General features: G+C 69.9%; 22 protein-coding genes. 7 read left to right on the top strand and 15 right to left on the bottom strand.

All coding sequences use genetic code 11. The features are described from left to right. Window positions 1-321: 321 nt before the first annotated feature. From JUB11_RS22880 to JUB11_RS33415, 7 genes are all read right to left on the bottom strand, one after another. A complete protein-coding gene (locus tag JUB11_RS22880) occupies window positions 322-750 on the bottom strand; it encodes a DUF1489 domain-containing protein (protein WP_207461098.1) in 429 nt (142 codons plus the stop codon). A gap of 181 nt (window positions 751-931) precedes the next feature. Beyond that, window positions 932-1,378 (bottom strand): phasin family protein, encoded by a 447-nt coding sequence (locus JUB11_RS22885; protein WP_207461099.1) that lies wholly within the window; start codon window positions 1,376-1,378, stop codon window positions 932-934. 184 nt (window positions 1,379-1,562) lie between these two features. Next, a complete protein-coding gene (locus tag JUB11_RS22890; RefSeq protein WP_207461100.1) occupies window positions 1,563-2,219 on the bottom strand; it encodes a TetR family transcriptional regulator in 657 nt (218 codons plus the stop codon). Between the two features lie 105 nt (window positions 2,220-2,324). Continuing rightward, window positions 2,325-3,134 (bottom strand): pyrroline-5-carboxylate reductase, encoded by an 810-nt coding sequence (gene proC, locus JUB11_RS22895; RefSeq protein ID WP_207461101.1) that lies wholly within the window; start codon window positions 3,132-3,134, stop codon window positions 2,325-2,327. Between the two features lie 5 nt (window positions 3,135-3,139). Continuing rightward, window positions 3,140-3,643 (bottom strand): YbjN domain-containing protein, encoded by a 504-nt coding sequence (locus tag JUB11_RS22900; RefSeq protein ID WP_207461102.1) that lies wholly within the window; start codon window positions 3,641-3,643, stop codon window positions 3,140-3,142. A 331-nt stretch (window positions 3,644-3,974) separates the two neighbouring features. Then, the gene (locus JUB11_RS22905; RefSeq protein ID WP_207461103.1) at window positions 3,975-4,340 is read right to left on the bottom strand and encodes an accessory factor UbiK family protein; all 366 of its coding nucleotides are present in this window, start codon (window positions 4,338-4,340) and stop codon (window positions 3,975-3,977) included. A 122-nt stretch (window positions 4,341-4,462) separates the two neighbouring features. Next, entirely contained in the window at window positions 4,463-7,750 is a 3,288-nt protein-coding gene (locus tag JUB11_RS33415) for an AsmA family protein (protein ID WP_207461104.1), read from the bottom strand. A 240-nt stretch (window positions 7,751-7,990) separates the two neighbouring features. Here JUB11_RS33415 and JUB11_RS22915 point away from each other — a divergent pair, with 240 nt between their 5' ends. Further along, complete coding sequence (locus JUB11_RS22915) at window positions 7,991-8,173, top strand: DUF4169 family protein (RefSeq protein ID WP_207461105.1); 183 nt, start codon at window positions 7,991-7,993, stop codon at window positions 8,171-8,173. 24 nt (window positions 8,174-8,197) lie between these two features. On the opposite strand, the gene JUB11_RS22920 is transcribed toward JUB11_RS22915, so the two are convergent. After that, window positions 8,198-8,383: a DUF1192 domain-containing protein gene (locus tag JUB11_RS22920; RefSeq protein ID WP_207461106.1), complete on the bottom strand. Its 186-nt coding sequence runs from the start codon at window positions 8,381-8,383 to the stop codon at window positions 8,198-8,200. A gap of 105 nt (window positions 8,384-8,488) precedes the next feature. Between JUB11_RS22920 and JUB11_RS22925 the strand changes: the two genes are divergently transcribed. The 3 genes from JUB11_RS22925 (at window position 8,489) to JUB11_RS22935 (ending at window position 12,796) form a co-directional block, all read left to right on the top strand. Next, window positions 8,489-9,496, top strand: a complete 1,008-nt coding sequence (locus JUB11_RS22925; RefSeq protein WP_207461107.1) for an NAD(P)H-quinone oxidoreductase — start codon at window positions 8,489-8,491, stop codon at window positions 9,494-9,496. 104 nt (window positions 9,497-9,600) lie between these two features. Then, window positions 9,601-11,931 carry a histidine kinase dimerization/phosphoacceptor domain -containing protein gene (locus tag JUB11_RS22930; protein ID WP_207461108.1) on the top strand — a complete coding sequence of 777 codons (2,331 nt, stop codon included), beginning with the start codon at window positions 9,601-9,603 and terminating at the stop codon, window positions 11,929-11,931. 247 nt (window positions 11,932-12,178) lie between these two features. Further along, window positions 12,179-12,796: a DUF1013 domain-containing protein gene (locus tag JUB11_RS22935; RefSeq protein ID WP_207461109.1), complete on the top strand. Its 618-nt coding sequence runs from the start codon at window positions 12,179-12,181 to the stop codon at window positions 12,794-12,796. 93 nt (window positions 12,797-12,889) lie between these two features. Here JUB11_RS22935 and JUB11_RS22940 read toward each other — a convergent pair whose 3' ends face one another. Next, entirely contained in the window at window positions 12,890-15,817 is a 2,928-nt protein-coding gene (locus JUB11_RS22940) for a PAS domain S-box protein (protein WP_207461110.1), read from the bottom strand. A gap of 170 nt (window positions 15,818-15,987) precedes the next feature. Further along, window positions 15,988-17,667: a diguanylate cyclase gene (locus tag JUB11_RS22945; protein ID WP_348771493.1), complete on the bottom strand. Its 1,680-nt coding sequence runs from the start codon at window positions 17,665-17,667 to the stop codon at window positions 15,988-15,990. A 258-nt stretch (window positions 17,668-17,925) separates the two neighbouring features. Here JUB11_RS22945 and JUB11_RS22950 point away from each other — a divergent pair, with 258 nt between their 5' ends. Next, entirely contained in the window at window positions 17,926-18,573 is a 648-nt protein-coding gene (locus tag JUB11_RS22950) for a LysE family translocator (RefSeq protein WP_207461111.1), read from the top strand. Between the two features lie 313 nt (window positions 18,574-18,886). Here JUB11_RS22950 and JUB11_RS32920 read toward each other — a convergent pair whose 3' ends face one another. Continuing rightward, on the bottom strand, window positions 18,887-19,150 hold the full coding sequence (locus tag JUB11_RS32920) for a hypothetical protein (RefSeq protein WP_247887260.1): 264 nt from the start codon (window positions 19,148-19,150) through the stop codon (window positions 18,887-18,889). Window positions 19,151-19,254: 104 nt separating this feature from the next. On the opposite strand from JUB11_RS32920, the gene JUB11_RS22960 reads away from it, so the two are divergent. Both JUB11_RS22960 and JUB11_RS22965 read left to right on the top strand, forming a co-directional pair. Next, window positions 19,255-19,614 (top strand): response regulator, encoded by a 360-nt coding sequence (locus tag JUB11_RS22960; protein WP_207461113.1) that lies wholly within the window; start codon window positions 19,255-19,257, stop codon window positions 19,612-19,614. A 197-nt stretch (window positions 19,615-19,811) separates the two neighbouring features. Continuing rightward, a complete protein-coding gene (locus JUB11_RS22965) occupies window positions 19,812-20,600 on the top strand; it encodes an aldolase (protein WP_207461114.1) in 789 nt (262 codons plus the stop codon). A 47-nt stretch (window positions 20,601-20,647) separates the two neighbouring features. On the opposite strand, the gene JUB11_RS22970 is transcribed toward JUB11_RS22965, so the two are convergent. The 4 genes from JUB11_RS22970 to JUB11_RS22985 all read right to left on the bottom strand — a co-directional run bounded on the left by JUB11_RS22970 (window position 20,648) and on the right by JUB11_RS22985 (window position 25,617). Continuing rightward, a complete protein-coding gene (locus tag JUB11_RS22970; RefSeq protein ID WP_207461115.1) occupies window positions 20,648-21,460 on the bottom strand; it encodes a transglutaminase family protein in 813 nt (270 codons plus the stop codon). Between the two features lie 146 nt (window positions 21,461-21,606). Further along, a complete protein-coding gene (locus JUB11_RS22975) occupies window positions 21,607-21,816 on the bottom strand; it encodes a cold-shock protein (protein ID WP_207461116.1) in 210 nt (69 codons plus the stop codon). A gap of 227 nt (window positions 21,817-22,043) precedes the next feature. Next, window positions 22,044-24,479 (bottom strand): hybrid sensor histidine kinase/response regulator, encoded by a 2,436-nt coding sequence (locus tag JUB11_RS22980; protein ID WP_247887261.1) that lies wholly within the window; start codon window positions 24,477-24,479, stop codon window positions 22,044-22,046. 136 nt (window positions 24,480-24,615) lie between these two features. Continuing rightward, complete coding sequence (locus tag JUB11_RS22985; protein ID WP_207461117.1) at window positions 24,616-25,617, bottom strand: MBL fold metallo-hydrolase; 1,002 nt, start codon at window positions 25,615-25,617, stop codon at window positions 24,616-24,618. Window positions 25,618-25,826 lie beyond the last annotated feature (209 nt).

Consider the following 25,826-nt stretch of genomic DNA (forward strand, 5'->3'; position numbering starts at 1 on the left):
GTATCGTCTCTAAAAACCTAGCCGAGATGCGTCACGGCAACCGCTTGGCCCAATCCCCACTCGGGAACCGGACCCGCGTCAACGGCCAAACCAAGCCGCCGCCTGCGCATCCCTTCTCACAACACGGTCTTCACTTTTAAAAGATCCCGCAGCGCTCGGCGCCACAATTTCACTTGACTTTTCCGACCGGCTTCGCTTCGTCAGCGGCGCCTGCGTCGGTGGAGGGGTTTATATGTGCCCTGGCCCCTTCGGCGCAAGAGCTTTTTTCGATGGAGTCGCGAAGTTTCTTCGACCCATTCCGGTCACGGCCGAACGGCCGAGCTAAAGCAGCCCCAGCGCCCGCAATTCCGCGGCCATCTCCGGCGGCATCTCATCCCCCTCCCCTGCCCCGTCCCCAAGATCGCGCGGTGCCGCCTCGGCCTCGAGATAGCGCCAGCCCTGAAAAGGGCGCTTCGGTGTCGGCACCGTCCGCACCCGCTCGGCCGAGACGCCGAGCGTGCAGTAGCTCTCCCCTTCCTCGTCCACACCGCAATCGATGCTCAGCACCGGCTGCCGGACCAGGACGCTGCCGCGCACGACCCAATAGATCGAACCGCCGGCCAGGATCTCCTCCGCTCGCTTCGGGACACGGCGGGTGTAGACGGGGATGACGGTCCGGTTCTCGACGGTTAGAGCGCGGCGCGACTGGATGTCGGCAAGGTGATCAAGGTCGGTGACGCCGACGGCGAGCTTGATGAGGTTCAATGGCATGAAGATCGGACCGAAGGATACGGGGTCTGCTGGCGGGCCATCCCGCCCGGATGCGGGTATGGGGATGGCGCGAAGGCCTTTCCAGGCCATGCCCCGATATAGCGCCATGGCGCCCCGACATGCAAAAGGGCCGTCCAGACGGGGACGGCCCTTCACCTCGCCGGAAAAGTGGCGTGGCGGATTACTTGCGGGCGGCCTGCGCCTTGCCGATGGCGGTACGGACCTCGTCCAGGCTCTCCGACACGCGGCGCGACAGGACGTCGGCGGCCTCGCTGTTGGACTTGGCGACGAGTTCGGCCAGTTCACGGGCATTGGCGAGCGACTTCTCGAACGCCAGCTTGATCAGCTCGGCCTGCTTGGCGGCCTTCTCTTCCGGGGTGCCGGCCGTGGCGATCTGGTTGACGTAGCCGCCGGCTTCCTCCAGCGAGGCGCGGACGATTTCGGCCTGACGGCGCATCACCGCCTGCAGGCCTTCCATGGCGAGCTGGTTGGCGGCCGTCAGGGCTTCGATGTTGCGGCGCTGGCTGGCGACGATCGATTCCACATCCACGCCCGGAGCCTTGAAGTCGCCCAGCAGCTTGGTGAAATCCATGTTGTCCAGGAAGGGGTTACCGGTGGGATTGGCCATCTTTTCGTCCCCGCGTGGAGTGTATGTTGCGATGCAGCATGCCTGAAAGGCGACTATGCTGATTGCTGAAATTATAGTCAATGCGTTTGTGCAACGCAACAAGGCAAACGCATCGGGAACATTCAACCCTGAATCCGTTCAGACGTTCCCGCCCTCGCCCGTCCGTACACCTTCACGAGCCTCATCAGAGCGGACGCTCGGCCGCCGCAGGCCGCCTCCGCAGCAATCCGGCCCAGCGCTCCGCACGCCGCAACTCGGCGTCGAGTGCCGCCATCGTGCGCGCGAGATCCATCGTGTCATCCTCCAGGAAGACGCGCATGACGCGCGCCTGCACGGCACCTAGGCCAGCCGACAGCAGATGGCCGCCAGGACGGTCGGCGTCGACGCCGGCGGCGCGCAGCATCCAGGCCATCGACCGGCCGAAGCTCCGGGAAAAGGCAAGCGCGGTCAGCGGCTCGCGCGGCAGGTCGCGCATCACGGCCCGCAGGCCGTCGCGGTAGGGCTGCAGCGCGTCGAACCGGCGCATCATCACGTCGAAAAGCCGGTCGCGCGGTGCTTCCTCCGGGTCGGGAGGGCTGTTATCGGCCAGCACGGTCTCGTCGGCGATCCGCGACACGGCGGCGAGCAGATCGGCACGCCCGGGATAGCGGCGGCGGAAAGCCGGCAGCGGCACGCCCGCTGCCTGTGCCACCGCGATCATCCCCGTGCGGCTCCAGCCCTGTTCGGCGGCAAGCCTCATCGCCGCGGCGGCGACGCGGCGATCCAGATCGCCGCCGCCCTCACCGCCTTCGTTTTCATGGGTTCCGAGGCCGTCGGCCTCGAAGTCAGTCTTGTCGTCCATGCCCCGGCACCGCTCCCAATTCATGCACCGAATATGTGGGGAGCCGGAGGCCGGGCTTCATCCTCCGACCGGCCAGTTCCGGGGACCAGTTCCGGGGGCCGGCGTTCAGCCGGCCAGTTCCCGCGACCGCTTCGCCGCGGCGGCCACGGCCTTGTCGAGAAGCGGCTGGAGCCCCTCCCCGTCCATCAGCACGTTCAACGCCGCCTGGGTCGTGCCGCCGGGGCTGGTCACGGCCTTGCGCAGCTCGTCCGCACCCTGGGAGGAGCGGTGCAGAAGCTCGCCGGCTCCCGACACGGTGGCGCGCGCCAGCCGCAGCGCGAGGTCGGCTGGCAGCCCGCTCGCCTCGCCGGCCTTGGCGAGGCATTCGGCCAACAGGAAGACGTAAGCCGGGCCGCTGCCCGACACGGCCGTGACGGCGTCCATCAGGGACTCGTCACGCACCCAGGCGACATCGCCCACCGCGCCCAGCAGCGTCTCGCAGAGTGCCACCTGCGCGTCCGAAACGGCCGCGTTCGGGACCGCCACGGTCATGCCGCGCCCGATCGCCGCCGGTGTGTTCGGCATCGCCCGCACGATCGCGGCCTCGGCGCCGAGCGACGCCTCGAAGGACGCGATGGTCTTTCCCGCGGCGACCGACAGGAAGACGGTTCCCGGTCGCACCAGCGCGCGGTAGGCGGCGATCATGCCGTCCATCACCTGCGGCTTGACCGCCAGCACGACGACGTCCGGCTGGAAGCCGTCCGGCAGCGCGTCCACGCCGGCGGCACCCGAGACGGCCGGGTTGCCCGCGAAGGCCTCCGGAACGCCCGATGGCTCCACCACCACGACGCGGGACGCAATGCCCGAGGCGAGCCAGCCGTCGAGCATGGCCCCGCCCATCTTGCCGCAACCGACCAGGAGAAGCGTGCAGCCCATGGGGATCAAGCCTCGCCCATCGTGTCGAGAATGGCGGCGGACACCGCCTCGCCGGCGGTCTTGCCACCCCAGATCACGAACTGGAAGGCCGGGTAGAAGCGCTCGCACTCCGACAAGGCGATCTCCACGAGATCCTCCAGCTGCTCCACCGCAGCGCCGCGCGAGCCGCGCAGCAGCATGGTCTGGCGGAACATCGGCGTGTTCTCTTCCGAGCAGACGTCGAAATGGCCGAGCCACATGCGCCCGTTCACCTCGGCCAGCAGTTCGCTGACGGCGGTGCGGCGGCTCGCCTGCACCTTCATGTCGAACTGACAGGAAAACTGCATGGCGCTGACGTCGGCCTGCCACACGAAATACAGGCGGTAATCACACCAGCGTCCGCCAATCTCGACGATCAGCTCATCCTCGCTGGAGCGCTCGAACGGCCACTCGTTGGCCGTGACGATCTCTTCGACGACGTCCAGGGGATTGTGGGCGGAAACGGGGGTGTCGACGGCGACTGCCGACATATTAGCGTCCTCCTGTGAACGCGTGGTGGACGGCACCACCCACCAGGCCACCGGGGCATTGCCCCGAGATATTGTGTCTTTCGACCCAGGGGCTACTAACGGTATCAGGCTGCCAAAAGGCCTGCGGCTGCGCAACGGAAATCAACAGGTCTGTCCTGAAACTCTTGGGATATGGGAAGGCCGGAAAGGATAACCCCCCGGCAAAGAAACGACGCCGCGCGGAGGGTCCGGCGGCGTCGCCTGTGTGTGGATGGCCGCATGAGGCCGGCTCCCGGTCACGCGGCCGGGCCGCGGCGGACCCGCCCCGAAGGCGGCGCCGCGGCGGAACGCATCAGGCCGTGGCGCCCGGCGGGTTCACCGACGGGGCGCTGTCACCGCCGGTCTTCCCCTGGCCCGGCGGGCGGCGGCGCGGCGCCGCCTCCTCGTGCAGGAGGGTGCGCTCGGCGAGCAGCGTGGCGATGGTGGCCTCCAGCGCCGTGACGCGCTCGGCCAGGGTTTCCTGTTCCTCGCGGGCCTTGGCGGCCATGCTGCTCACCGCCTCGTACTCCTCGCGGCTGACCACGTCCATGCGCGACAGCACCCGCTCGAGCTGCTGGCGCATCTGCGCCTCGGCTTCCTCGCGGAGCGACGACAGGGCACCGAACGCGCCACCCGCGACGCGGGCCAAATCGTCCAAAATTCTGTTGTCCACTTGCATCGTCCAACATCCGTCGTCTGTTGCGTCATTATGGGCGTCGCCCTACCCGACTTCAACGTCCTTGGACGGCAAGCGTTTCGCCCCGCCCGATCCGTCCAGGACCCGCTTCGCCCGGCGTCCGCTCAGGGCTTGGCGGCCGCCGCCCGCCGGGCCAGGAACTCCTGAACCTCGCGCAGCTCGAAGGCCCGCGTCGGCGTGTCCAGGGGCCCGGTCAACCTCAGGGTCAGCGGCGGCAGCTCCGTCTCGGCCTTGGCCTCCACCCGCAGGCGGATGTCCACCGTGCGCGTCGGCAGGTCCACCTGGCCCGAGGCCGTGGCGTCACCGGCCTCGGTGACGACCCGCATCTCCTCGCTCCGCATCACGCCGCGCTCCAGCGTGAAGCTCCCGTCGAGCCGCGTGAAGGCGGTCTCCCCACCCTGGAATCCCCGCAGCGCCGCCTCCAGCGCGTCCTGCGACCGCTCCAGCCTCCCGGCCAGCCGGTCCCGCAGGGCGGCGAGGTCGAAGCCGCGCAGCACGCCGTCGCGGCCGGCCACCCGCCCCTCGCCCGACAGGGCCTGGAGCATGGCACCCGTCGAGGCGCCGCGCGTCTCCAGCGCCATCTCAAGGTCGAACTGCCCGGACGAAACCGGTGCCGCCCACCAGAGCGTCTCGGGAAGCGCGCCGGCGCTCCCGAACTGCGCGCCCGACAGGGTTATTGACGCTGCGGCGGCCGGAAGCTGTGCCCCGTCGGCGGTCGGCGCCGCCAGCCGGCCGGTCAGCCCGATCCGCCCGCCGAGCAGCCCGCCGTCGAACCGCTCCAGCGTCAGGGCTCCGTCCGCCAGGGCGGCGCGCAGCGTGGCGTCCTCCACGCGGTTCTCGCCCAGTGTCAGGGCGCCGGCGGTCAGGCCGAAGCGCCCGTCGAAACCGCGCAGCCAGGACAGGTCGAGCGGCCCGCCGGCGCCCGAACCCGCCGCGGCCGGCGCTCCGGCTCCGCTTGCGGGCCCGGAGGCCGCCGCCGGTGCCGCCAGCAGCCGGTCCAGCGCGATGCTGTCCGCCTGAAGCTCCGCCTCGACGGCGGGCCGCTCGCCATCGAAGGACGCGCCTGCCTGCCCGCGCAGGCTGGTCCCGGCCACCAGCCCCTGGATGTTGTTCAGAAGCAGCGACCGGCGCGTGCCGGACAGCTCCCCATAGACGTCCAGCGGCCCGGCGGCTTCGGCTTCCGCTCCGCCGCCGAGCAGCGCTGCCAGCCGCGCCGCGTCCGGGTGCCGGGCGCGCAGCTTGAGGTCGGCGGCGGCATCCTCCTCCAGTTCGGTCAGGACGCCGCCCGCTTCCAGCGTCCCGCCGGCGCCGTCCAGCGCCAGCTCCACCGTCATACGCCCGGCGTCGCCGCCCAGCCGGGCGCGTGCCGCCACCGGCCCGAGCCGGTCCGGCGCCGGTGCCGCCGCCGGCCAGGGCAGCGCGCGCGACAGGCCGGCCAGGCTCGCGGCCTTGGCCTCCAGCGTCAGGGTCATGTCGCGCAAGGGCTCGACGGCGGCGGCCGTGCCGCTGGCGCGGGCCTTGATCCCGGCGAGATCCGCGACGGTCGCCTCACGCAACGTTACGGCTCCGCCCACCACCGACGCCTCGACGTGCAGGTCCTGCGCCGGCAGCCCCTGGACGGTGAGCTGTTCGGCGGTAAGGTCCAGGTTGGCGTCGAAACGGCTCAGCAGACTGGCCGTGGAAACGGGCGAGGCTGCGGCCTCCGCCGCTTTTCCGGGGCCGGGGCCGGGGCCAGGGGCGGGAGGTGGCACCGCCACGGCGGCGCCGGGCTGCGCCAGATAGGCGTCGAGGTTGAGGCGGTCGAGCCGCAGCCGCGCGCCGATGGCCGGCCTCTCCCGGTTCAGCCAGGTGAGGGCGCCGGTGACGCGGCTGCTGTCCACCTGGAGATCCAGGTCGGTCAAGTCGACGCGGCCGGGCCGCCCCTGCACCGAGCCGGCCAGCGCTGCCCGCCGCAGCCGGTCGGCGGGAACGGAACCGGCCCCCAGCTTCAGCCATTGCAGCACGCCGCGCAGGTCGTCGGCGTTGGCCTCCACCCGCAGGTCCAAATTCGGCTGGCCGTTCACGGCGGTGAGGCTGCCCGCCCCGACGATGTCGGCCCCGCCGGGCAAAAGGGCGCTCGCCCGGTCGATGGACAGGACACCCTCGCCGAGCCCCGCCTCGATGCGGCCCTGGCGCACCAGCCCGCCGTTGTAGGTGATGCCGTCCACCGACAGGTTGATCCGCGCGTCCAACCCGCCTGGCAGGCTGAAAACGCCGGCCTCGGGCGGACGCGCCGTGGCACCGCCGCGCGAGGCGGGCGCCGGCTGGGGTTTCGGCGGCGGCGCCCCGCGGTCCAGCAGCGCATCCAGATCCAGCCGGTTGATCGCCAGCGCCACCTCCGCCCGCGCCGGAGTGCCCGGCTTCACCGACGCCTTGCCGGACGCGCGCGTGTCGCCGAACTGGACCTCCAGGTTGGAGAAGGTCGCTTCCTGCCTCGACGCCTCGATGGCCGCGCGCAAGCTGAAGGGCCGGCCGAAGGCCGAGGCCGGAACCGGCCCCACCAGCGCGCCGAGCGCCCCTCCGGAGCCCAGCCGCAGCGGCTGCGCGAGGCGGGAGAAGTCGGGTGCTTCCGCGCGCAAATCACCCTGAGCGCGCGTGCCGCCGTTCGGCCCGGAGGTGACGATGCCCGCGAATCGCAAGGAAGCGTCCGGATCGGTGTCGGCGTCATCCCCGTCGGCCATGTGGAGCGCCGCGCGCACCGGCACGGCGGCCCCTTCGGTGAAGCGGCCGGTCGTCAGCTCGCCCTGGAGCGGGATGCCGTGCAGCACGAAGCTGCCCTGCGCCTGGAACGGCCCACCGAGGCTGCCGGCGACCACCCGCGCGTCCAGACGGTCGATCTGCTCCGACCGGCCGGATCGCGCGTCACGGTAGAGGATGGTGCCATTCTCGATCGTCACCCGGTCGAAGCTGACGTCGGAGAAGAGCCCGCCCGAGGGCGGCCGCTCCGGCCCGCCCTCGGCCCCGCCGGCCGACAGGTCCCAGTTGACGCGACCGTCCGGCAGGACCTCCACCACGAAGGTCGGCTCGACCAGCGTCACGCTCTCGACCTGGAGCACGCCCCGCAGCAGCGCGCCCGGCGACACCCGCACGTCGAGCTGCTTCAGCCACGCCATGTCCGGCGACGAGGTGCCCGGCGGGTTGGCAAGCCGGGCGTCGCGGACCGTCAGGGCCGGAGCCGGCAGCAGCGCAAGGCCGACACTCCCCTTCAGCTCGACGGCGCGGCCCGTCGCGGCGCTGATGCGCCGGGCGATCTCGTCCTTGTAGGCGTTCCAGTCGATGAAGCTGGGGACCACCAGGACTGCTCCGGCAAGGGCGACCAGCGCGCCCAGGCCCGCGATCAGAATCTTCCTCACCCGTGGTACCGCCTTCCCTATGTCGAGGTCCTGTTCCGGACCTTTTCTTCCGTCGTTCCGTACGCGCGTTCGCGGCGTTCCATCGGGACCGGGCCGCCCGCCCCTTTCCGGCCCCGCAGCCTTCCGCTAAACTAACCCGGAGAATACAAGACAATCAAATCGGGCGAATTCACGGCCATGTTTTCGCTGGCCGGATCCTCGCGGGCGGGAGGGACCGCCCGGCGCGCCGGAGGGACCCTGATGGGCGACATCGTCAACCTGAACCGCTTTCGAAAGACCCGCGACCGCGCCGAGCGCCAGCGGCTGGCGGAGGAAAACCGCGTCCGCTTCGGCCGCACCAAGGCCGAGAAGGCCCGTGACGACCAGGCCAAGGAACGCGGGGCGCGCGACCTCGCCGGCAAGAAGCTCGACGACCCCGCCTGAGGGAATCCCGCTGGCAGTCCGGGATCAGGGCTTCCTGAAGAACGCCTCCGCCGCGTTCTTCTGCGCCTCCTTCGCGGCGATGGCGGCGCGGGCGCGCCCGATCTCCGCCTCCAGCCCGGCGATGTAATCCCGGAGTTCGGCCACGCCGAGGCTCGACAGATCCTTCGGCGAGGTCCGCGTCCCGCGTGGTTCCAGTTCCTCGAAATCCATGGCAGCGCCCTTCCCCGCTTCCCCGCATGACCGTCTTGCCAGCCCGCGGGCGGCACTCTACCGTCGCCGCCTGTTCCAGAAAAAGAACTCCGAAGGAGGATACGGATGGCCATCGCCCTGCCCGACAGCATGAACTGCGTCGAGATCGCCGAGCCCGGCGGGCCGGAGGTGCTGCGCGCCGTCCAGCGCACCGCCCCCGTCCCGGGACCGGGCGAGGTGCTGGTCGAGGTCGCGGCCGCCGGCGTCAACCGCCCGGACGTGCTCCAGCGCAAGGGGCTGTACGACCCCCCCAAGGGCGCCTCCGACCTGCCGGGCCTGGAGATCGCCGGCCGCGTCGTCGCCATCGGCGAGAACGTCACGGAATGGGGCTCCGACGACCAGGTCTGCGCGCTGATCGCCGGCGGCGGCTACGCGCAGTACTGCGTCGTGCCCGCCGAACAGCTGCTTCCCGTGCCCAAGGGCTTCAGCATGATCGAGGCCGCCGCCGTGCCGGAGACCTTCTTCACCGTCTGGACCAACGTGTTCGAGCGCGGCGGCCTGAAGCGCGGCGAGACCTTGCTGGTCCATGGCGGGTCGAGCGGCATCGGCACCACGGCCATCCAGCTCGCCAAGGCCTTCGGCGCCACGGTCTTCACCACCGCCGGCAGCGCCGACAAGTGCCGCGCCTGCGAGAAGCTCGGCGCCGACCGCGCCATCGACTACAAGACGGAGGACTTCGTCGCCGTCATCAAGGAGGCCACCCAGGGCCGCGGCGTCGACGTGGTGCTGGACATGGTCGGCGGCGACTACATCGCCCGCGACATCGAGATCATGGCGCCGGATGGGCGGCACGTCTCCATCGCCTTCCTGAACGGGCCGAAGGTGTCCCTCAACATGTTCCCGGTCATGACCAAGCGCCTGACGCTGACCGGCTCCACCCTGCGCGCGCGCCCGGTCGGGGAGAAGGGCCGCATCGCCAAGGCCCTGCGGGCCGAGGTCTGGCCCCTGCTGGAAAGCGGTCGGATCAAGCCGGTCATCCACCAGACCTTCCCGCTGGAACAGGCGGCGGACGCGCACCGTCTGATGGAGTCCAGCGCCCATGTCGGCAAGATCGTGCTGACCGTCGGCCCCTGACCACCAGCACGGGCCGCAGGCCTCAACCTCGGGCGGAACGGGAACAGGAACGGCCGGGAGAGGTTGTCATCGGGTAAGCCGACGACTCTTCCCGGCCGGTGAGGATGGACGAAAACAGCATCGACAGCGAATCCGCGCGCGCCCTGGTCCGCCAGCGGATGGACCGTAACCCGCTCGACGACGACGCCTGCGCGCGGGAGCCCATCCACCTGCCCGGCGCGGTCCAGGCCCACGGCGCGCTGCTCGCGGTCGATCCGGAATCCGGGACCGATGGCGGCCTCATCGTCGCGTGCAGCGCCAACACGGCCGAATTCCTCGGCGCGGCGCCGGACGCGCTGCTCGGCCGCCCCGCCCGCGCGGTGCTGACCCCCGCCCTGGTGGAAGCGGTGCTCGCCGACTGGCGCCGGGGCATCCTGCCGGAAACCGACCCGACCCGCTTCCACCTGCCGCCATCCCCCGGTGCCGCGGCCGAGGAATGCTGGGTCCACCGCAGCGGCGGCCTCATCCTCGTGGAGGTGGAGACCGTGCCGCCCCCGCCCCCGCGCGGCGCGGCCTGCGCACACCAGTTCGCCGCGCGCGCCGCCATGGGTCTGCGCGAGTCGGCGACCCTGACGGACATGGCCGACCGGCTGGTCGGCGCGGTGCGCGCCCTGACCGGATTCGAACGGGTGCTGGTCTACCGCTTCGACGCGGACTGGAACGGCGCCGCCATCGCCGAGGACCTGGCGGAGGACTGGCCGCAGCCCTTCCTGCACCTGCATTTCCCCGCCTCGGACATCCCGCGCCAGGCCCGCGCGCTCTACGAACGCAACCTGATCCGCTTCGTGCGCGACCGCGACGCGGCGGGTGTCCCGCTGCTCCCGGTGCCGGGCCGGCCGGCGGCGCCCATCGACCTGTCGGGCGCCCGGCTGCGCGCCCTGTCGCCGGTCCACATGGAATACCAGCGCAACATCGGGGTGGACGGCTCCATGTCCGTCTCCATCCTCAGCGACGGGAAGCTCTGGGGCCTGCTGGTCGCCCATCACCGCCGCCCGCATGCCATCCACCCCGACATCGGGCTGGCCGTCGCCACACTGGTGAACGCCTTCGCCCTGCGCCTGGACACGGTGGTGCACGGCGAGGCGCGGGAGGAGCGCCAGCGCCAGCTCCACAACTACGCCTGCCTCCTGGAGCAGGCCGCCGGCCCCGAGGGGCTGGTGCCCGCCCTGGCCGAAGGGGAGATGACGCTGGCCGACCAGTTCGGCGCCTGCGGTGCTGCGCTGGTGCTGGACGGGACCGTCCATGGCGTCGGCGCGGTGCCCCCGGCGGGGCTGGTCGCGGCGCTGGCCGCCCGCATCCGTGCGGAGATGGGCCAGCGCACCCTGTTCGCGACCGACCACGCCGCGGCCCTCCTGCCGGACCTCGCCGGCCAGGCGGAGCGCGCCGCCGGCGTGCTGGCGGTGCGACTCGGGCAGGAGGCGGGCATGATCCTCTGGTTCCGGCCGGAGGTGACCCAGTCCATCAGCTGGGCCGGCGACCCGCGCAAGCCTGTCGTGGAGACGGGCGGGCCGGACGCCGCCGCTCCCGCCCTGCCCCGCCGCTCCTTCGAGCGCTGGATCGAGGACCGCCGCGGCTATGCCCTGCCCTGGCGCGACTGGGAGCTGGAAATCGCCGACAACCTGCGCCACGCCATCACCAAGGTCATCCTGCGCCATGACCAGCGCGTGCGCGAGCTGAACGAGAAGATCGACCGCATCGAGGGGCTGCGCGCCGAGCAGGCCGCCGCCCAGGCCGCCCTGAAGGTCGCCCTGTCCGACCGCAACGCCCTGCTCGCCCAGAAGGAAACCCTGCTGCGCGACGTGGACCACCGCGTCAAGAACAGCCTCCAGCTCATCGGCGCGCTGCTCCAGCTCCAGGCGAGCCAGGTGCCCAAGGGCGACGTGCGCGACCAGTTCATGGAGGCCAGCCGGCGCCTCGCCACCGTGGCCCAGGTTCACCAGCGCCTCTATCAGACGGGCGAGCTGCGCAGCGTCGAGCTGGGCCAGTACCTGCGCGGGCTCTGCGCCGACCTCTCCGAATCGCTGCGCCACGACGTGCAGGAGGCGCTGACGGTGGAGGCTCCGACCATCGAGCTGCCGACCGACCAGATCGTCCGGCTCGGCCTGATCGTGAACGAGCTGGTGACGAACGCCTTCAAGCACGCCCGCTCCGGCGGCAAGCGCCCGGAGATCGCCGTCCGCTTCGAGGAGGGGCCGGGCGAGGATTTCCGCCTGACGGTGCAGGACAATGGCGAGGGGCTGCCCGACGGCTTCGACCCGACCCGCACCGGCGGACTCGGCATGCGGATCGTCGGCAGCCTCGCTTCCCAGTTCGGCAGCCGGCTGGCCTGGGACAGCGAAGGGAACGGCACCCGCTTCTCCATCACCATCCCCCGCGACCGGCTGATGAAGGAATAGGGGTGTGGAACGGGCCGGCTTTCCCTTTTTCCCCGCGTCCCGCGTGAAAACCACTTCCCGGACTTGCTAAAGCCGTGCAACACGTTTAGCAGAAGGTGGGCGGCCGGCTTCCCGGCCGCCTGCTTAACCATGCTTACATCGACCGGTTCTCGCCCTATATCAGGTTGAAGACCATAAGAGTTTTTCATGGCCGGGCGCCCCGCCCACCGGCGGGCGCGACGGGCCGAATGAGTTGTCAGGAGGGACGATGGCACTGCCCTTGATGCCGAAAGCGACGGCCGTGTGGCTGGTCGAGAACACATCCTTGAGCTTCGAGCAGATCGCCGCGTTCTGCGGCCTCCATTCGCTGGAAGTCCAGGCCATCGCCGACGGCGAGGTGGCGGTGGGCATGGTCGGGCTGGACCCCGTCGCCAACGGCCAGCTCACCAAGGAAGAGATCGCGCGCTGCGAGGCCAACCCGGCGCTCCGCCTGAAGCTTCTCGTTCCCGACCTGCCGCAGGTGGCCGCCCGCTCCAAGGGGCCGCGCTACACCCCGATCACCAAGCGCGGCGACAAGCCGGACGCCATCGCCTGGCTGCTGAAGCACCATCCGGAGCTGTCGGACGCCCAGCTCTGCCGGATGATCGGCACCACCAAGCCGACCATCGCCTCGGTGCGCGACCGCACCCACTGGAACGCCGCGAACATCAAGCCGCGCAGCCCCGTCCTGCTGGGTCTCTGCACCCACCGGGAGCTGGAGGAGGCGCTGGCACAGGTGGTCCGCCGGGGCGGCACCATCACCCCGCCGGTGAACGTCTACGAGGACGACACCGAGGAGGACGGCGACAGCTCCCCCTACTCCACCCGCGAGGAAGCGCAGTCCTGACCTGACCGCACTGAACGGATCTGACGAAGAAGGGCGCACCTCCCCGGGAGGCGCGCCCTTCTTCGTTGCGGGGCCATACCATCGCCGAGCGCCTCAGCGCGGCGGCGAACCTCCGGCGGGGCCGCCCTCGCGCAGCGCCCGCACCGCGTCGCGCAGCTCGGCCGGCTTGATCGGCTTCTGGAGCAGCACCGCCCCGGCCTCGCGCGCCTCCGCCACGCGGTCCGCCGCCGTGTCGCCGGTCAGCAGGATGCAGGGCAACGAGGCGCCATAGAGCCCGCGCAAGGTCCGGATGACCTCCAGCCCGGTCTTGCCGGACGACAGGTGATAGTCGCTGACGACGAGGTCCGGGCGGCGCGATCCCGCCCGCAAGGCCCGGACCACCTCCTCGGCGGATGCGCCGCTGAAGGTCTGGAAACCCCACTCCTCCATGGCCGTCTCCAGCGCCATGCGGATCAGCACCTCGTCGTCCACCAGCGCGATCACGCCGCTGTCCCGGTCTTCCGGAACACCCGCTGCGGCCGCCGGGCCGACGCCCTCCGCCTCCCTCACCTCGGCCAGCGGCAAGTCGATCGCGAAAGCCGACCCTTTCCCGGGCACCGACCGGACATAGATACGGTGCCCCAGCAGCGTCGCGAGCCGCTTCACGATCGCAAGCCCGAGCCCAAGTCCGAGGTTGCGGTCGCGCTGCGGGTTGCCGATCTGCGAGAATTCCTCGAACACCTCGTTCAGATGCTCCTCGGCGATCCCGATGCCGGTGTCCGCGACGACGACGCGCAGGCGGTTCCCCCGCCGCCGGCAGCCGATCAGGATGCTGCCGCTGCCAGTGTATTTGACCGCGTTCTCCAGAAAGTTGCTGAGGATCCGGCCCAGCAGCGTGGCGTCGCTCCGGATCCAGGCCTTGCAGGGCACCATCCGGAAACGCAGCTCCCGCGCCTGCGCGCGGGGCGCATAGGCGGCCTGGAGCCGGGACAGCAGCGTCATGACCGGCATGTCCGCGATCTCCGGCTCGACGGCACCCGCATCCAGCCGCGCGATGTCCAGCAGCCCGTCCAGCAGATCCTTCAGCGCGTTCAGCGCAAGGTCCTGGTGTTCCAGCAGCTTGACCGCCGCCGGGTTGCCGTCGGCCCAGCCGCCCATGGCGCTGGTCAGCAGCATCAGCGACTGGACCGGCTGGCGCAGGTCATGGCTGGCGGCGGCAAGGAACTTCGCCTTCGCGACCACCGCCCGTTCCGCCTCGTCCTTCGCCGCCATCAGGGCCTGTTCTCCCTGGTGGCGCACCATGGCCAGCGCGATCTGGTCGCAGATCGTCCGCAGGACGCCCAGCGTGTCGATGTCGAACCGCCGCACCCGCCGCGATCCGAAGGACAGCGTGCCGACCAGCCGACCCTCGGCCTCCAGCGGATGGCAGACATAAGCCGTGAAGCCCAGGTCGCGGATGTAGCGGGCTTCCGGATCGGGCGCGTTCTGCACGTCATGCCGGAAGACGGGCAGCCCCTTCGCCGCGACCGCGCCGCAGACGCCGTCCCCCGTGGCGAGGCGCCGGATCCGGGGCAGCATGTCGGGGGCGATCCCGCCATGGGTGACCAGATCCAGCCCGCCTTCGGCGACCGCATAGTGGAGGAAGCCGTCCACCTCCAGGATCCGGCTGATCCGGCCGAAGACGGCCTTCAGCAGGTCGCTGGGATCGCCGGCCTGGAGCAGCCGGCTCGTGACGTCCGAAATGAGGGCCAGCCGTTCGGAGCGGATGCGCAGGGCGCGCTCCGCCTGCTTGCGCTCGTCGATGTCCTCGATCACCGACAGGAAATGGCGCGGCTCGCCGGTCGCGGCGTCGCGGACCAGCGTCACCGTCACCAGCACCCAGACCAGCCGGCCGTCCTTGCGGACGTAGCGCTTCTCGATCGTGTAGCGGCTCACCTCTCCGGCCCGCAGCCGGGCGAACGCGTCCAGATCGCGGCGCCGGTCGTCCCGTTGAGTGATGTCCTCGGGCGTCATGCGCAGCAACTCGGCCGCATCGAAGCCCGTGATGTCGGAGAAATGCGGGTTGACCCGCTGGAAACGCCCGTCGAGCCCGATCTGCACCATGCTGACCGGCGCCACCTGCACCGTGTGCGTCAGCCATTCCTCACTGGCGCGGCGGGCCTCCTCCGCCGAGCGGCGCTCGCGGTCGAGCCGGTCCATGCGCCGCGCGGTCCAGAGCCCCAGCCCGGCGAGCAGGGTGCTGGCGATGGCGGTGAAGGCGGCCGGGCGGAAATCGGCGTGGAGCCCGAACAGAACCGTCGTTGTGAAGACCATGCCGATCAGGCCCAGCGGGGCCAGCACCATCAGCGGCAGAGAGGTCCGCGCCATCACGCCGCCGATGCTGTCGCGGCCGAGGATCTGCAGCCCGGACCGGTTCGGCCGCGCCGCCAGCAGCCCGGCGGCCAGTGCCGTCAGCCCCGACGCCGACAGGATGCCCGTGCTCCGGAACGGAAACACCCCATAGAGCGCCGCCGGGCTGTAGACATGGCCGAACAGCCCGACCAGCGCGATCACCAGGCCGCCCACCGCCGCCCCCGGATAGAGCGCCCGCGGCGGACGCCGCCGGGACAGCGCGAACAGCGCGCCGGCATTGAGAAACAGCGCCAGCGCCGTTGCCGTGGACATGCGGCCGGGATGGACGATCGGCTGGGACAGCGCCCTTTCCGCGAACAGCAGGGTGTCGAGGCCGAGACTCGTGCCGGCAAGGTCCTGGTAGAGCGACGCCGCCGCCAGCGCCATGACGGCAACGGAACTGGCGGCCGCGGCGAGGCGCCTGCCCCCGTTCGCGGGCCTCCCGCCGCAGGCGGCCAGCCCGATGCCGCTCAGCACGAGCCCGATGGCGGTCAAGGGCTGCATGGATGCCCAGCCGGGAACGACCCGGCGGAGCGCCTCGGCGTCGAGCATCCAGCCGGCCAGGGCGGCGAGGCCGGAGAGCAGGGTGAGCAGCGCACACAGATAAGGGGCAGCCTGAAGAAGGGCCCAGGCTGTCGGAGAACGCGCCATCGGTCACGGTTTCCACTGTGGAGGTCCCCGCCCAAGGTGCGGCGACCTCGACGGATTGGGGAAGGCAGGCGGCGCTGCGGCTGACGGAGAGTAACAAATGCGAATGCCCCGCGCGAAGTTTCGGGACTCCAGCGGTTGTCCCAAACTTGTCTCACTGCGGAACTGCCCCGCTACGGCTCCGCGCCCTGGTCGCTGAGCAGAAGGTCGCGGCGGCCGATGCGCGCGGCGGACTGTTTGGCGAAATACATGGCCTGGTCCGCGCGCAGGAGGAGGTGGGCGGCGTCCTGTCCATCGTCTGGATATACGGCGAGCCCGACCGAAACGCCGAGGGTCACCGCCCCCCCTTCAAGCAGGAAGGGTTCTTCCAGAGCCCGCTGGCATTTGCGGGCCACCACCTTGCCGGCGCCATAGGGATCCTCATCCTCGGTCAGGAGGATGGCGAACTCGTCGCCGCCCATGCGCGCGACGGAATCGGCACGGCGCAGCAGGTCGGACAGACGCCGGGCGACCTCGCAGAGGACCTCGTCGCCCGCCTTGTGGCCATGGGTGTCGTTGATGGGCTTGAAGCCGTCCAGATCCAGGTACAACAGAGCGAACCGCTTGCCGGCCCTGTCGGCCCGCGCGATGGCCTGAATCATCCGGTCGTGGAACATGACCCGGTTCGGCAGGCCGGTCAGCACGTCATGGTGCGCCAGATGGGCCATCCGTGCCTCGCTCTCCCGCAGGGCCGCCTCCTGCTCGCGCAGCTTGCCGAGCAGGAAGTTGAAGCCGATGGCGAGGTTGCCGACCTCGTCCATGCGCCGGACCGGCAGCGGCGCGATGTCTGCCTTGCCCTCGGCCATCCGGTGCATCTGCCGGGCCGCGTCGGCAAGCGGGCGGAAGAGGCGGCGCAGCACGGTCAGCAGGATCGCGATGACCACGGCCAGCAGCAGCAGGCCGTTCGCCAGGATGAAGCTCTGGAGCTTGCGGATTGGCTCGAAGGCCTCCTCCGTGGGCAGCCTTGCGACGAGGACCCACCCCGGCGTCGGCACGGAGACCATCGCCGAAAGCTCCTCGACGCCCTGCGCGTTGACGGCGATGCCGGTGCCGCGGTGCCCCGCCATCGCGCGGTCGTGCAGCGGGTCGGCGCCCGGCGGCGGCGTGGGCGCCAGCACCATCTCGGGCCTGTCGGCGGCGACGAAAAGCCTGTCGTGCGGCGAGATCAGCAGGTAGCCGCCCGTCCGGCCGATCCGGTTCTCCTGGACGAGGTTGAGCAGCCCCGGCGACGCCAGCGCGGCGACCCCCGCCAGTATCGCCGCTGGCCGCCCCGCGGCACCCGGCAGCGGCACCGCCATGGCGATCACCGGCTGTCCGTCGGCCGGGCTGCGTATCGGCCGCCCGATGACGGAACCCCGGCCGCTCTGCGCCTCCAGGAACCAATCCGCCGAGGTGAAGGCCAGATTGCCCCGCCGCGGGATGACGGGGAACTCCGCGATCACCCCGTGGCCGTCCACCGGCACGACGAGGAATCCCCGCGAGAACAGCGGAAAGGCCTCGTGCCGCTCCTTCAACCAGCGCCGCAGCCCCTCCGGATCGGAGAGCAGCGCCGGCGGCATGGTGGCGGCCATGCGTTCCAGAAGCCCCAGCCGCGCCTTGATCTTTTCGTCGATGTCGTCGGCGACGTAGCGGGCGAGCGACTGCTGGTGCGCCGCCAGAACACTCTCGATTTCGTCCCGGAGCAGGGCCGAGACCGCCACCATGCGCGCGACCCCGCCCAGCACGACCAGAAAGACGGCGAAGGCGATCAGGCGGAAGACGATGCCTTCGCTTTTCCTGCGCAACGCGGCGGCGATGGTCGAGAGACGGCTCACACCCGATCACCCTTCGAAGACTCCGTAAAATTTTAAATGATTGCACGGCGCGGTCAAGCCCGGCCTGCCCGCTCCGTGGAGACTTGCTCCCGTTCCGGCAAAGGGTTTCCACGCGGACGCCGGATGGGCGGAAAGGAATCGCTGTGGTATGCCCCTCACCAAGTCTGGCATTGTCGCCTTCAATGCTGCCTTAATCCGGGCGATATCCCCGGGGCATGTTCACGCGGCATGTACACGCGGCGGACCCACAGGAAAGGAATGGACGTGACGACCCTGGAAGCGCTGATCGCCTTCACCCTGGCTGCCGGTCTGGTGACGGTGACGCCGGGACTGGACACGGCCCTGGTCCTGCGGACCGCCGCCGTCGAGGGCGGACGGCGGGCGTTCCTCGCGGGGATCGGGATCTGCGCCGGCTGCCTCGCCTGGGGGCTCATCGCCGCCTTCGGGCTCGGCGCCCTCCTGGCGGCTTCGGAGACGGCCTACACGGTTCTGCGCTGGGCCGGTGCGGCCTACCTGTTCTATCTGGGCGGCCGGATGGTGATCAAGGCCAGGTCCGGCCTGGACGGGATGGACGGGGGCGACGGCATCGAGCCCGGCGCAACGCCGGGGGGATGGCTCGTCCGCGGCTTCGTCACGAACATCCTCAACCCGAAGGTCGGCGTGTTCTACGTGACCTTCCTGCCCCAATTCGTGCCCGCCGGCGCGGACGTGCTGTCCTTCACGGTCCTGCTCGCCACGATCCATGCTCTCGAGGGCATCCTCTGGTTCGCCGCACTCATCGCCGCCACCCGCCCCATGGCGAGGATGCTTCGCCGCCCGGGCATCGTTCGCGCCCTGGACCGCCTCACCGGCGGGGTGCTGATCGTCTTCGGCCTGAAGCTGCTGCTGGACGCGCGGCGCGCATGAGGCAGGGCCGGACGGGCGTCCGGCAGGAGGGCCGGGGATGCAGCGACATGAGTTCCACCTGGGGCCACAGGAACTGATCGCTGATCCATGACGCCCACAGCCGGCCATTGCGGACCGATGATCTTCGCCATGACATGCTTTTCCGCCGCCCGTCGGGCGCGCCTGAGGGGCACGAGTGAGCGGTCACGCGTGAGGACACCTACCGGGAACGGCGGGCCTGCCCGTCGCCACGAAGATCATGGGGATGGTCCGTGGCCTGGCATCCCTCCTTTACCTCAGGATGCTGATCCAGACCGTCGCTGGTGGTGGCTGGTCACGTAACGAGATTTTGCGCATGGTGATGGCGGCCTTCATTCCAGTCGGTGCCTTCCTGAATGACGACCGGCATCGTCGTCGCCGTTCTCGCGATCGCTGGCCTCGTGATCGTCGAGCCGTTCTGACAATGCGTTTGCAATCGGACCGCCCCAGCGGCTGCCAATCGGACAGAAACTTCGCCGATTACGCCCAGCCCTGATGTGGGACCATGCTGCGGCTCCATCGTTACCTGAAGCATCGCGGTGCATCGCAGCATGCTCATCGCGGCAGCATCCAATAGTCATAGGCACTAATATCATCGTTGATCAGCGTGCCTGCTCCAACGTTTAATGGCGATCCGAGTAACCGAAGCCGGATCGCTGAGTAATGACGCAGCACGTGATTGTGGCAGAGGACGAAGGGCTCATTGCTCTTGGATATAAATACGTCCTAGTTGAGGCGGGTTACAAGGTGACGTGCTGCCCTGATGGAGTAAAGGCTCTCGAAGCATTCCGCAAAACCTCGGCTGATCTGATTCTAACCGATCTCCGGATGCCCAATCTGGACGGGCTTGGGCTCGTTGAACAAGTCCGCCAGATAAGCCCCGATGTCCCGGTAATCATTGCGTCAGGTCATGTCACCCCGGACAGTGCCATCCCGAATTCCACCGGTGCTTTCACGTCGATTGTAATGAAGCCCGTGTGCTATCGGGCTCTGCTGAAAGCGGTCAAGGCTGCACTTTCCTGACCAATAGGCCGCTCTGCTTCATGGAAATACTCCATCGGGCGGTGAAGCTCCGGCTGGACGCAGACACGACCGGATTCGGGAGGTCGAGCCTTCCTCGAAGATGGTTTCGCGGGTCAGGAGTGATTGAGGGAAACGACGGTGGACTCCCGCGCGGGCGCCACGAATACTGGTCCGGCCCGAACCCCGGAGGTCCCAGCATGGCCCACGCCTTCGAACCCGCCCGGTCTTCCGCCGGACCCAACCAGCCCGATCTGGACACCGACGCCGTCCGGCAGGCCAGGATCGACCTCGCGGCCTGCTTCCGCATGGCCGCCCGCCACGGGCTCGAGGAGGGGATCTGCAACCATTTCTCCGCCCTGGTGCCGGGCTATGACGACCTCTTCATCGTCAATCCCTACGGCTACGCCTTCAGCGAACTGACCGCTTCGAAGCTGCTGGTCTGCGACTTCCACGGCAACGTGGTCGCCGGGGAAGGCCGGCCCGAGGCCACGGCCTTCTACATCCACGCCCGCATCCACAAGGCGATTCCGCGCGCACGCGCGGTCTTCCACACCCACATGCCCTACGCCACCGCGCTGGCGATGACCGAGGACGACCCGCTCATCTTCGCCGGCCAGACGGCGCTGAAGTTTTATGGGCGCACCGCCGTGGACCGGAACTACAACGGGCTTGCCCTGGATGAGCGCGAGGGCGACCGCATCGCGGGTGCCGTCGGCGACGCCGACATCGTCTTCATGAAGCATCACGGCGTCATGGTCCTCGGTCCGACCATCGCCGAGGCCTGGGACGACCTCTATTACCTGGAGCGCGCCTGTCAGGTTCAGTGCATCGCTCTGTCCACCGGGCGCAAGGTGCTGCCCGTGGCGCCAGGGATCGCCGAGGCTGCCTACCGCCAGATGCGCGACGGCGATCCGGAATCCGCCCGGCTCCATCTGGACTCCGTCAAGCGGAGGCTGGACGCCGAGGAACCCGCCTACCGGAGCTGACGACTCAAGGCGTGCCTTGCCCCATTCCACCGACCGGGCACGCCCCCTTACGGAGCGGGGACCTCGTCCGTCCACACCTTGAAGGAGGCGAGCGTGGCCGGGCCGAAGGAATTGGTCAGAGGAACGTCGGCGGCGTCCCGCCCCTGCCCCATGAGGATGCGCCCGATGCGCGGAACAAGGTTGCGCGGGTCGAAGCTGTACCAGCGCCCGTCCAGATAGGCCTCGAACCAGCCCGCGAAATCCATCGGCGATTCCGAAACCGGGACGCCGATATCGCCGATGTAGCCCGTGCAGTAGCGGGCGGGGATGTTCATGCAGCGGCAGAAGGCCACTGCCAGATGCGCGTAGTCGCGGCAGACGCCCTTGCCCTCGACGAAGGCATCATGGGCCGTCTTGGTCGGGCGGGCGTGTTCGTAGCCGAAGGTGATGTGGTTGTGGACGAAGTCGCAGATCGCCTGGACGCGCCCCCAGCCCTCCGGCGTCCTGCCGAACAGGTCCCAGGCCGTCTGCGACAGGCGGTCCGTTTCGCAGTAGCGGCTGCCCATGAGGAACAGCAGGACATCGGAGGGGAGATTCTGCACCGGCGTCTGCCGGGCGGTGGGCACAACCGGATCGGGCTCGCCCGTGTCGTACAGAAGTGCGTTGGTCGAAATCCGGATCCGGCCCGCCGGGGCCACGATCCGGCTGCACCAGTTTCCGTAGCTGTCGCGGTAGCCCACGACCGGCACCGGCGGGTCGGTGACGACGAAATCCGGGGTGATCAGGTTCGAGGCGCGCGTGTAATGCACGTTCAGCATCAGAACCATGGGGGTGGGCTGCGGGCAGTCGTAGATCATTTCGCAGCCGACACGGATGTGCATCGGGGACTCCTTGCATGAGGGTGTCGGCGCGGCGCATTCCGATCCAGTGACCGTACCTGGCGGATGCAGCGGTGCAGAAGACAAAGGGCGCAAAAAACGAAAGGGCGGCCGAAGCCGCCCTTTCGCACTGCCGTGTTCCGCGTCGCTCAGAGAGCGCGCAGGTTCTCGGCGGACACCTTGTCGCGACGCGGGTCGCGGACGGCCTCGAAGGAGACCTTCTGCCCCTCGTTGAGGTTGCCGAGACCGGCGCGCTCGACGGCGGAGATGTGGACGAAGACGTCGGCGGTGCCGTCATCCGGCTGGATGAAGCCGAAGCCCTTGGTCGAATTGAACCACTTCACGGTACCGTTGGCCATGGGTCTGTTCCCTATTCTGGCGTTGCCCCCCGCGCGACATGCGCCAGGGGCATCAAACTCACTTCGGGAAGAGACCCGACCCCCTTGCGGAGACCGGAGTAGCGTAGCCCAGAGCAACCTCGATGTCCGGAAGATGGGGCATGGGGCCTCCCCGTACAAGCGCAATCCCCCGGCGGGGCGGCAGGACAGCCATGCCCCCGCCATGACCGGCCGTCATGTCCTCCCGATCACGCCCCGCCCGCCGCCCGCACCGTTCCGGCCAGCGCCACGTCGAGCACGTGGAGCAGTTCATCAATCCGGTAGGGCTTGGCGAGGATGCGCACCCCCTCGGCTCGGGCGACCGTCTCGCTGTAGCCGGTGGCGAGCACCACCGGCAGGCCGGGACGCAGACGGGCCGCCTCCCGTGCCAGATCCACGCCGTTCAGCCGGCCCGGCATCACCACGTCGGAGAACAGCAGGTCGATGCGCGCCCGGCTCATCAGCAGGGGCAAGGCCTCGTCCGCCGTGGCGACCCGCGCCACCTCGTAGCCGCTGTCCTCCAGCGCGGCGGCGACGGTCGAGGACACGACCGGATCATCCTCCACCAGCAGCACGCGGCCGCTCCCGCGCGCGACGGCGGGTATCGCGGCGCCCTTGGCCTCGGCGGCCCTGGGCGGAGCCTCGGCCGAGCGGCGCAGCAGCAGCGTGATGGTGGTGCCCTGCCCCTCCTCGCTGTCGATGATGGCGGTGCCACCGGCCTGACGGGCAAGCCCGTAGACCTGGGCGAGGCCGAGGCCGGAGCCCTTGCCGACCTCCTTGGTGGTGAAGAACGGGTCGAAGGCGCGGGCGCGGACCTCCGCCGGCATGCCGGTGCCGTTGTCGGCGATGGAGAGCTGCACGAACTCGCCCTCCAGCCCCGACGGGTCGCCCGGTTCCAGCGTCACGTTGACGGCGCTGATCGCCAGCCGCCCGCCGTCGGGCATGGCGTCGCGGGCGTTGACCGCCAGATTGATCAGCGCCAGCTCGAACTGCGTCGGGTCCAGCTCCACCGGCCACAGGCCGGGGCCGAAGCGTGTCGTCAGCCGGATATCGGCCCGCAAGGCCCGCTCCAGCAGGCCGGACATGCCGAGCAGCCTGTCCCTGAGATCGATGGTCTCGGACCGCAGCCCCTCGCGCCGGGCGAAGGCCATGAGCTGCTGGACCAGCTTCGCCCCCCGGTCCACGGCCTGCTGGCCGGCCTCCAGCAGCGGCTTCACCTTGGGTTCGTCGGTGCGCCGGCCGATCATGGTCAGGCAGCCGCCCAGCGCCTGGAGCAGGTTGTTGAAGTCGTGCGCGACCCCGCCGGTGAGCTGCCCCACCGCCTCCAGCTTCTGCGCCTGGCGAAGCTGCTCCTCGGCCTGCCGCAGGGCCTCCTCGCGCTCCTTCTCGACCGTCACGTCGCGGCCGACGGCATGGACGAGCCCGCCGTCCGGCACGGAGGTCCAGGACACCCAGCGATAGCCGCCCTCCCTGTCGCGCACACGGACCTCGAAGCGCCGGGTGATGCGCCCCTCCGACTGCTGGCCGAGTTCCGCGATGGTCGCGTCCCGGTCCTCGGGATGCACCAGCTCGTAGCAGGGACGGCCCAGCACATCCGCCTCCGACCAGCCGAGAACGGCGCCCCAGGCCGGGTTGATCGCCGTGATGGTTCCATCCAGCCGGTGCACCAGCATGAAGTCGGTCGAAAGACGCCACATGCGGTCGCGGTCGGCGGTCCGCTCCGTGATCTGCCGCCCCAGCGATTCGTTCAGCTCGGCGAGCGCCCGGACGGCGGAGGTCTGGTCCTCGATGTCCGTGCTGCTCCCCACCCACCGCAGGATCGCTCCGGCCGCGTCCCGCACGGCCACCGCGCGCACGAGGTGCCAGCGCCAGGCACCGTCCGCGCGCCGGATCCGGAACTCGGCTTCGTACACGCTGCCCGAGGAGAGGGCGGCTTCCCAGCGCGCGGCCGCAGTGGAGAGATCGTCGGGATGCACGACGGCCTTCCAGCCGTCCCGTCCGCCGATGTCCGCGGCGGCGTCGCCGATATACCCGGGCACGCGCTCGTTGAACCAGTCGATCTCGCCGGCCGGCGTGGCGGTCCAGACCTGCACCGGCATCGCCTGCGCCATGGTGCGGAACTGCGCCTCGCTGGCGCGGACCGCCTGCTCGGCGCACACCTTCCCGGTGGTCTCCACCACGATGGCGATGACGCCGATGGGTGCGCCCTGCTCGTCCAGCACGGGCGAATAGTCCAGGTTCATCCAGACCTGTTCCGGCACGCCGTGCCGGTGCAGGGTCAGTTCCTGGTCCTGGTAGGACAGCGTCCCGCCGGCCAGCCCAATCTTCATCACATGGTCGTTGAAATCGGCGACCTCGGGCCAGCCCTCGCGCACCTTGGACCCGAGCAGCCGGGGGTGGCGCCCGCCGGCGAATCCCGAATAGGCGTCGTTGTAGATCATGACGCCCTCCTCGCCCCAGAGCGTCACGATGGGCACGGGCGAGCGCAGGATAAGCCCGACCGTCGTCCTCACCGTCTGCGGCCAGCCGCCGATGGGGCCAAGCGGCGTGGATCCCCAGTCGAATCGCTCGATGAGCCCGCCCAGTTCGCCGCCCCCGGCCAGAAACCCATGTTCCGGCCGTGCGGCTGAAGGTCCAATCGTCATGCCGGATCGCGAGGTTCCAGGTAATCGTCCGGCAGATTAGCACGCCAGGTCCGCTACACGAAATCTGACCATCGGACGGGTGATGCCGGCCCCATGGGACCGGCATCCGAAAAGCGATTCCCGTCCCGCTCCCCAGCTACAGCGCGGGCGTCCACTGCACCGGCACCATCCGGTACCCGTTGCCTTCCTTCGCGATGAAGCCCGTAGCGGGGAAAGGCGCGTGATAGAAGGCCACCTGCGCGCGCTCCGCCGCGACCATGTCCAGCATCCGGTGGCGGGTGGCGCGGGCCTGGTCGGCGTCCATGTCGAACACCGCCGACCAGTCGGGATTGCGGACGAACAGGGCCGGATGGTTGGTGATGTCCGACATCACCATCAGCTTGCCGTTGCCCGACGACACCATGAAGGCGGTGTGTCCGGGCGTGTGGCCCGTCGCCGCGACGCTGGTGATGCCCGGCGCGATCTCCTTGCCGTGCTCGTACTGCTTCACGTCCTTGGCGATCGGCCCGAAGACGCGCCGCGCCGTCTGGAAGCCGCCGCGCATGGCTTCCGGCGCCTGGTTCATGCGGGCATCGTCCATCCAGAACGCCCATTCGGCGGAGGGCACCATGACCTCCGCGTTCGGGAACACCGCCGTGCCGTCCTTCAGACGGAGGCCATTGATGTGGTCGCCGTGGAAATGGCTGATGATCACGGCATCGACCCGCGCGGGGTCGAAGCCGGCCGCGCGGAAGTTCCGCATCCAATGGCCGGTGGTGGGCGCGCCGGAATCGCCGTTGCCGGTGTCGATCAGCGTGACGCGCCCGCCATTCTCGATCACCAGCGTGTTGTAGGGAATGGGAAACTGGTTCGTCGGCAGGAAGGCCTCCCGCAGAGCCTGCTGCACCTGAGGCAGTTCGGCGTTGCGGACGAACCCCTCGGTCGGCCGGGACGCGAAGCCGTCATTGACCGCGGTGACCGTCATGTCACCGACCTTGTAGCGGTAGAAGCCGGGGGCTTGGCCGCCGGAAGCGGCGGACTGGCCGGCCGTGCCCTGGCCGGCGGCGGACTGCGTCTGTGCGAAGGCGGGGCTGCCGATGGCGGCCGCGGCGGCGAGCGCGGGGCCGGCGGCGAGAACGGAACGGCGCGTCGTGGTCATGCTTCCTCGTCCGTGTTCTTGATTGGGGTCCGGAAGGCTCTCACAATTCCCGGCCGTGTCCCAGCGCCTTTGCCACCATCGGAGGGCCGGAACACGGCCCGAACGGCGGGGCGCACGCTCCTGCGTGGAAAAACTCCCGAAAACATTTGGCATCTCCGCCGCCCTCCGTAGCCTCACACCGTTCCCGGCATGCCGGATCCCTGGACGGT

This window comes from Azospirillum sp. SYSU D00513 (genome assembly GCF_017356015.1).
Taxonomy (GTDB): Bacteria; Pseudomonadota; Alphaproteobacteria; order Azospirillales; family Azospirillaceae; genus Azospirillum.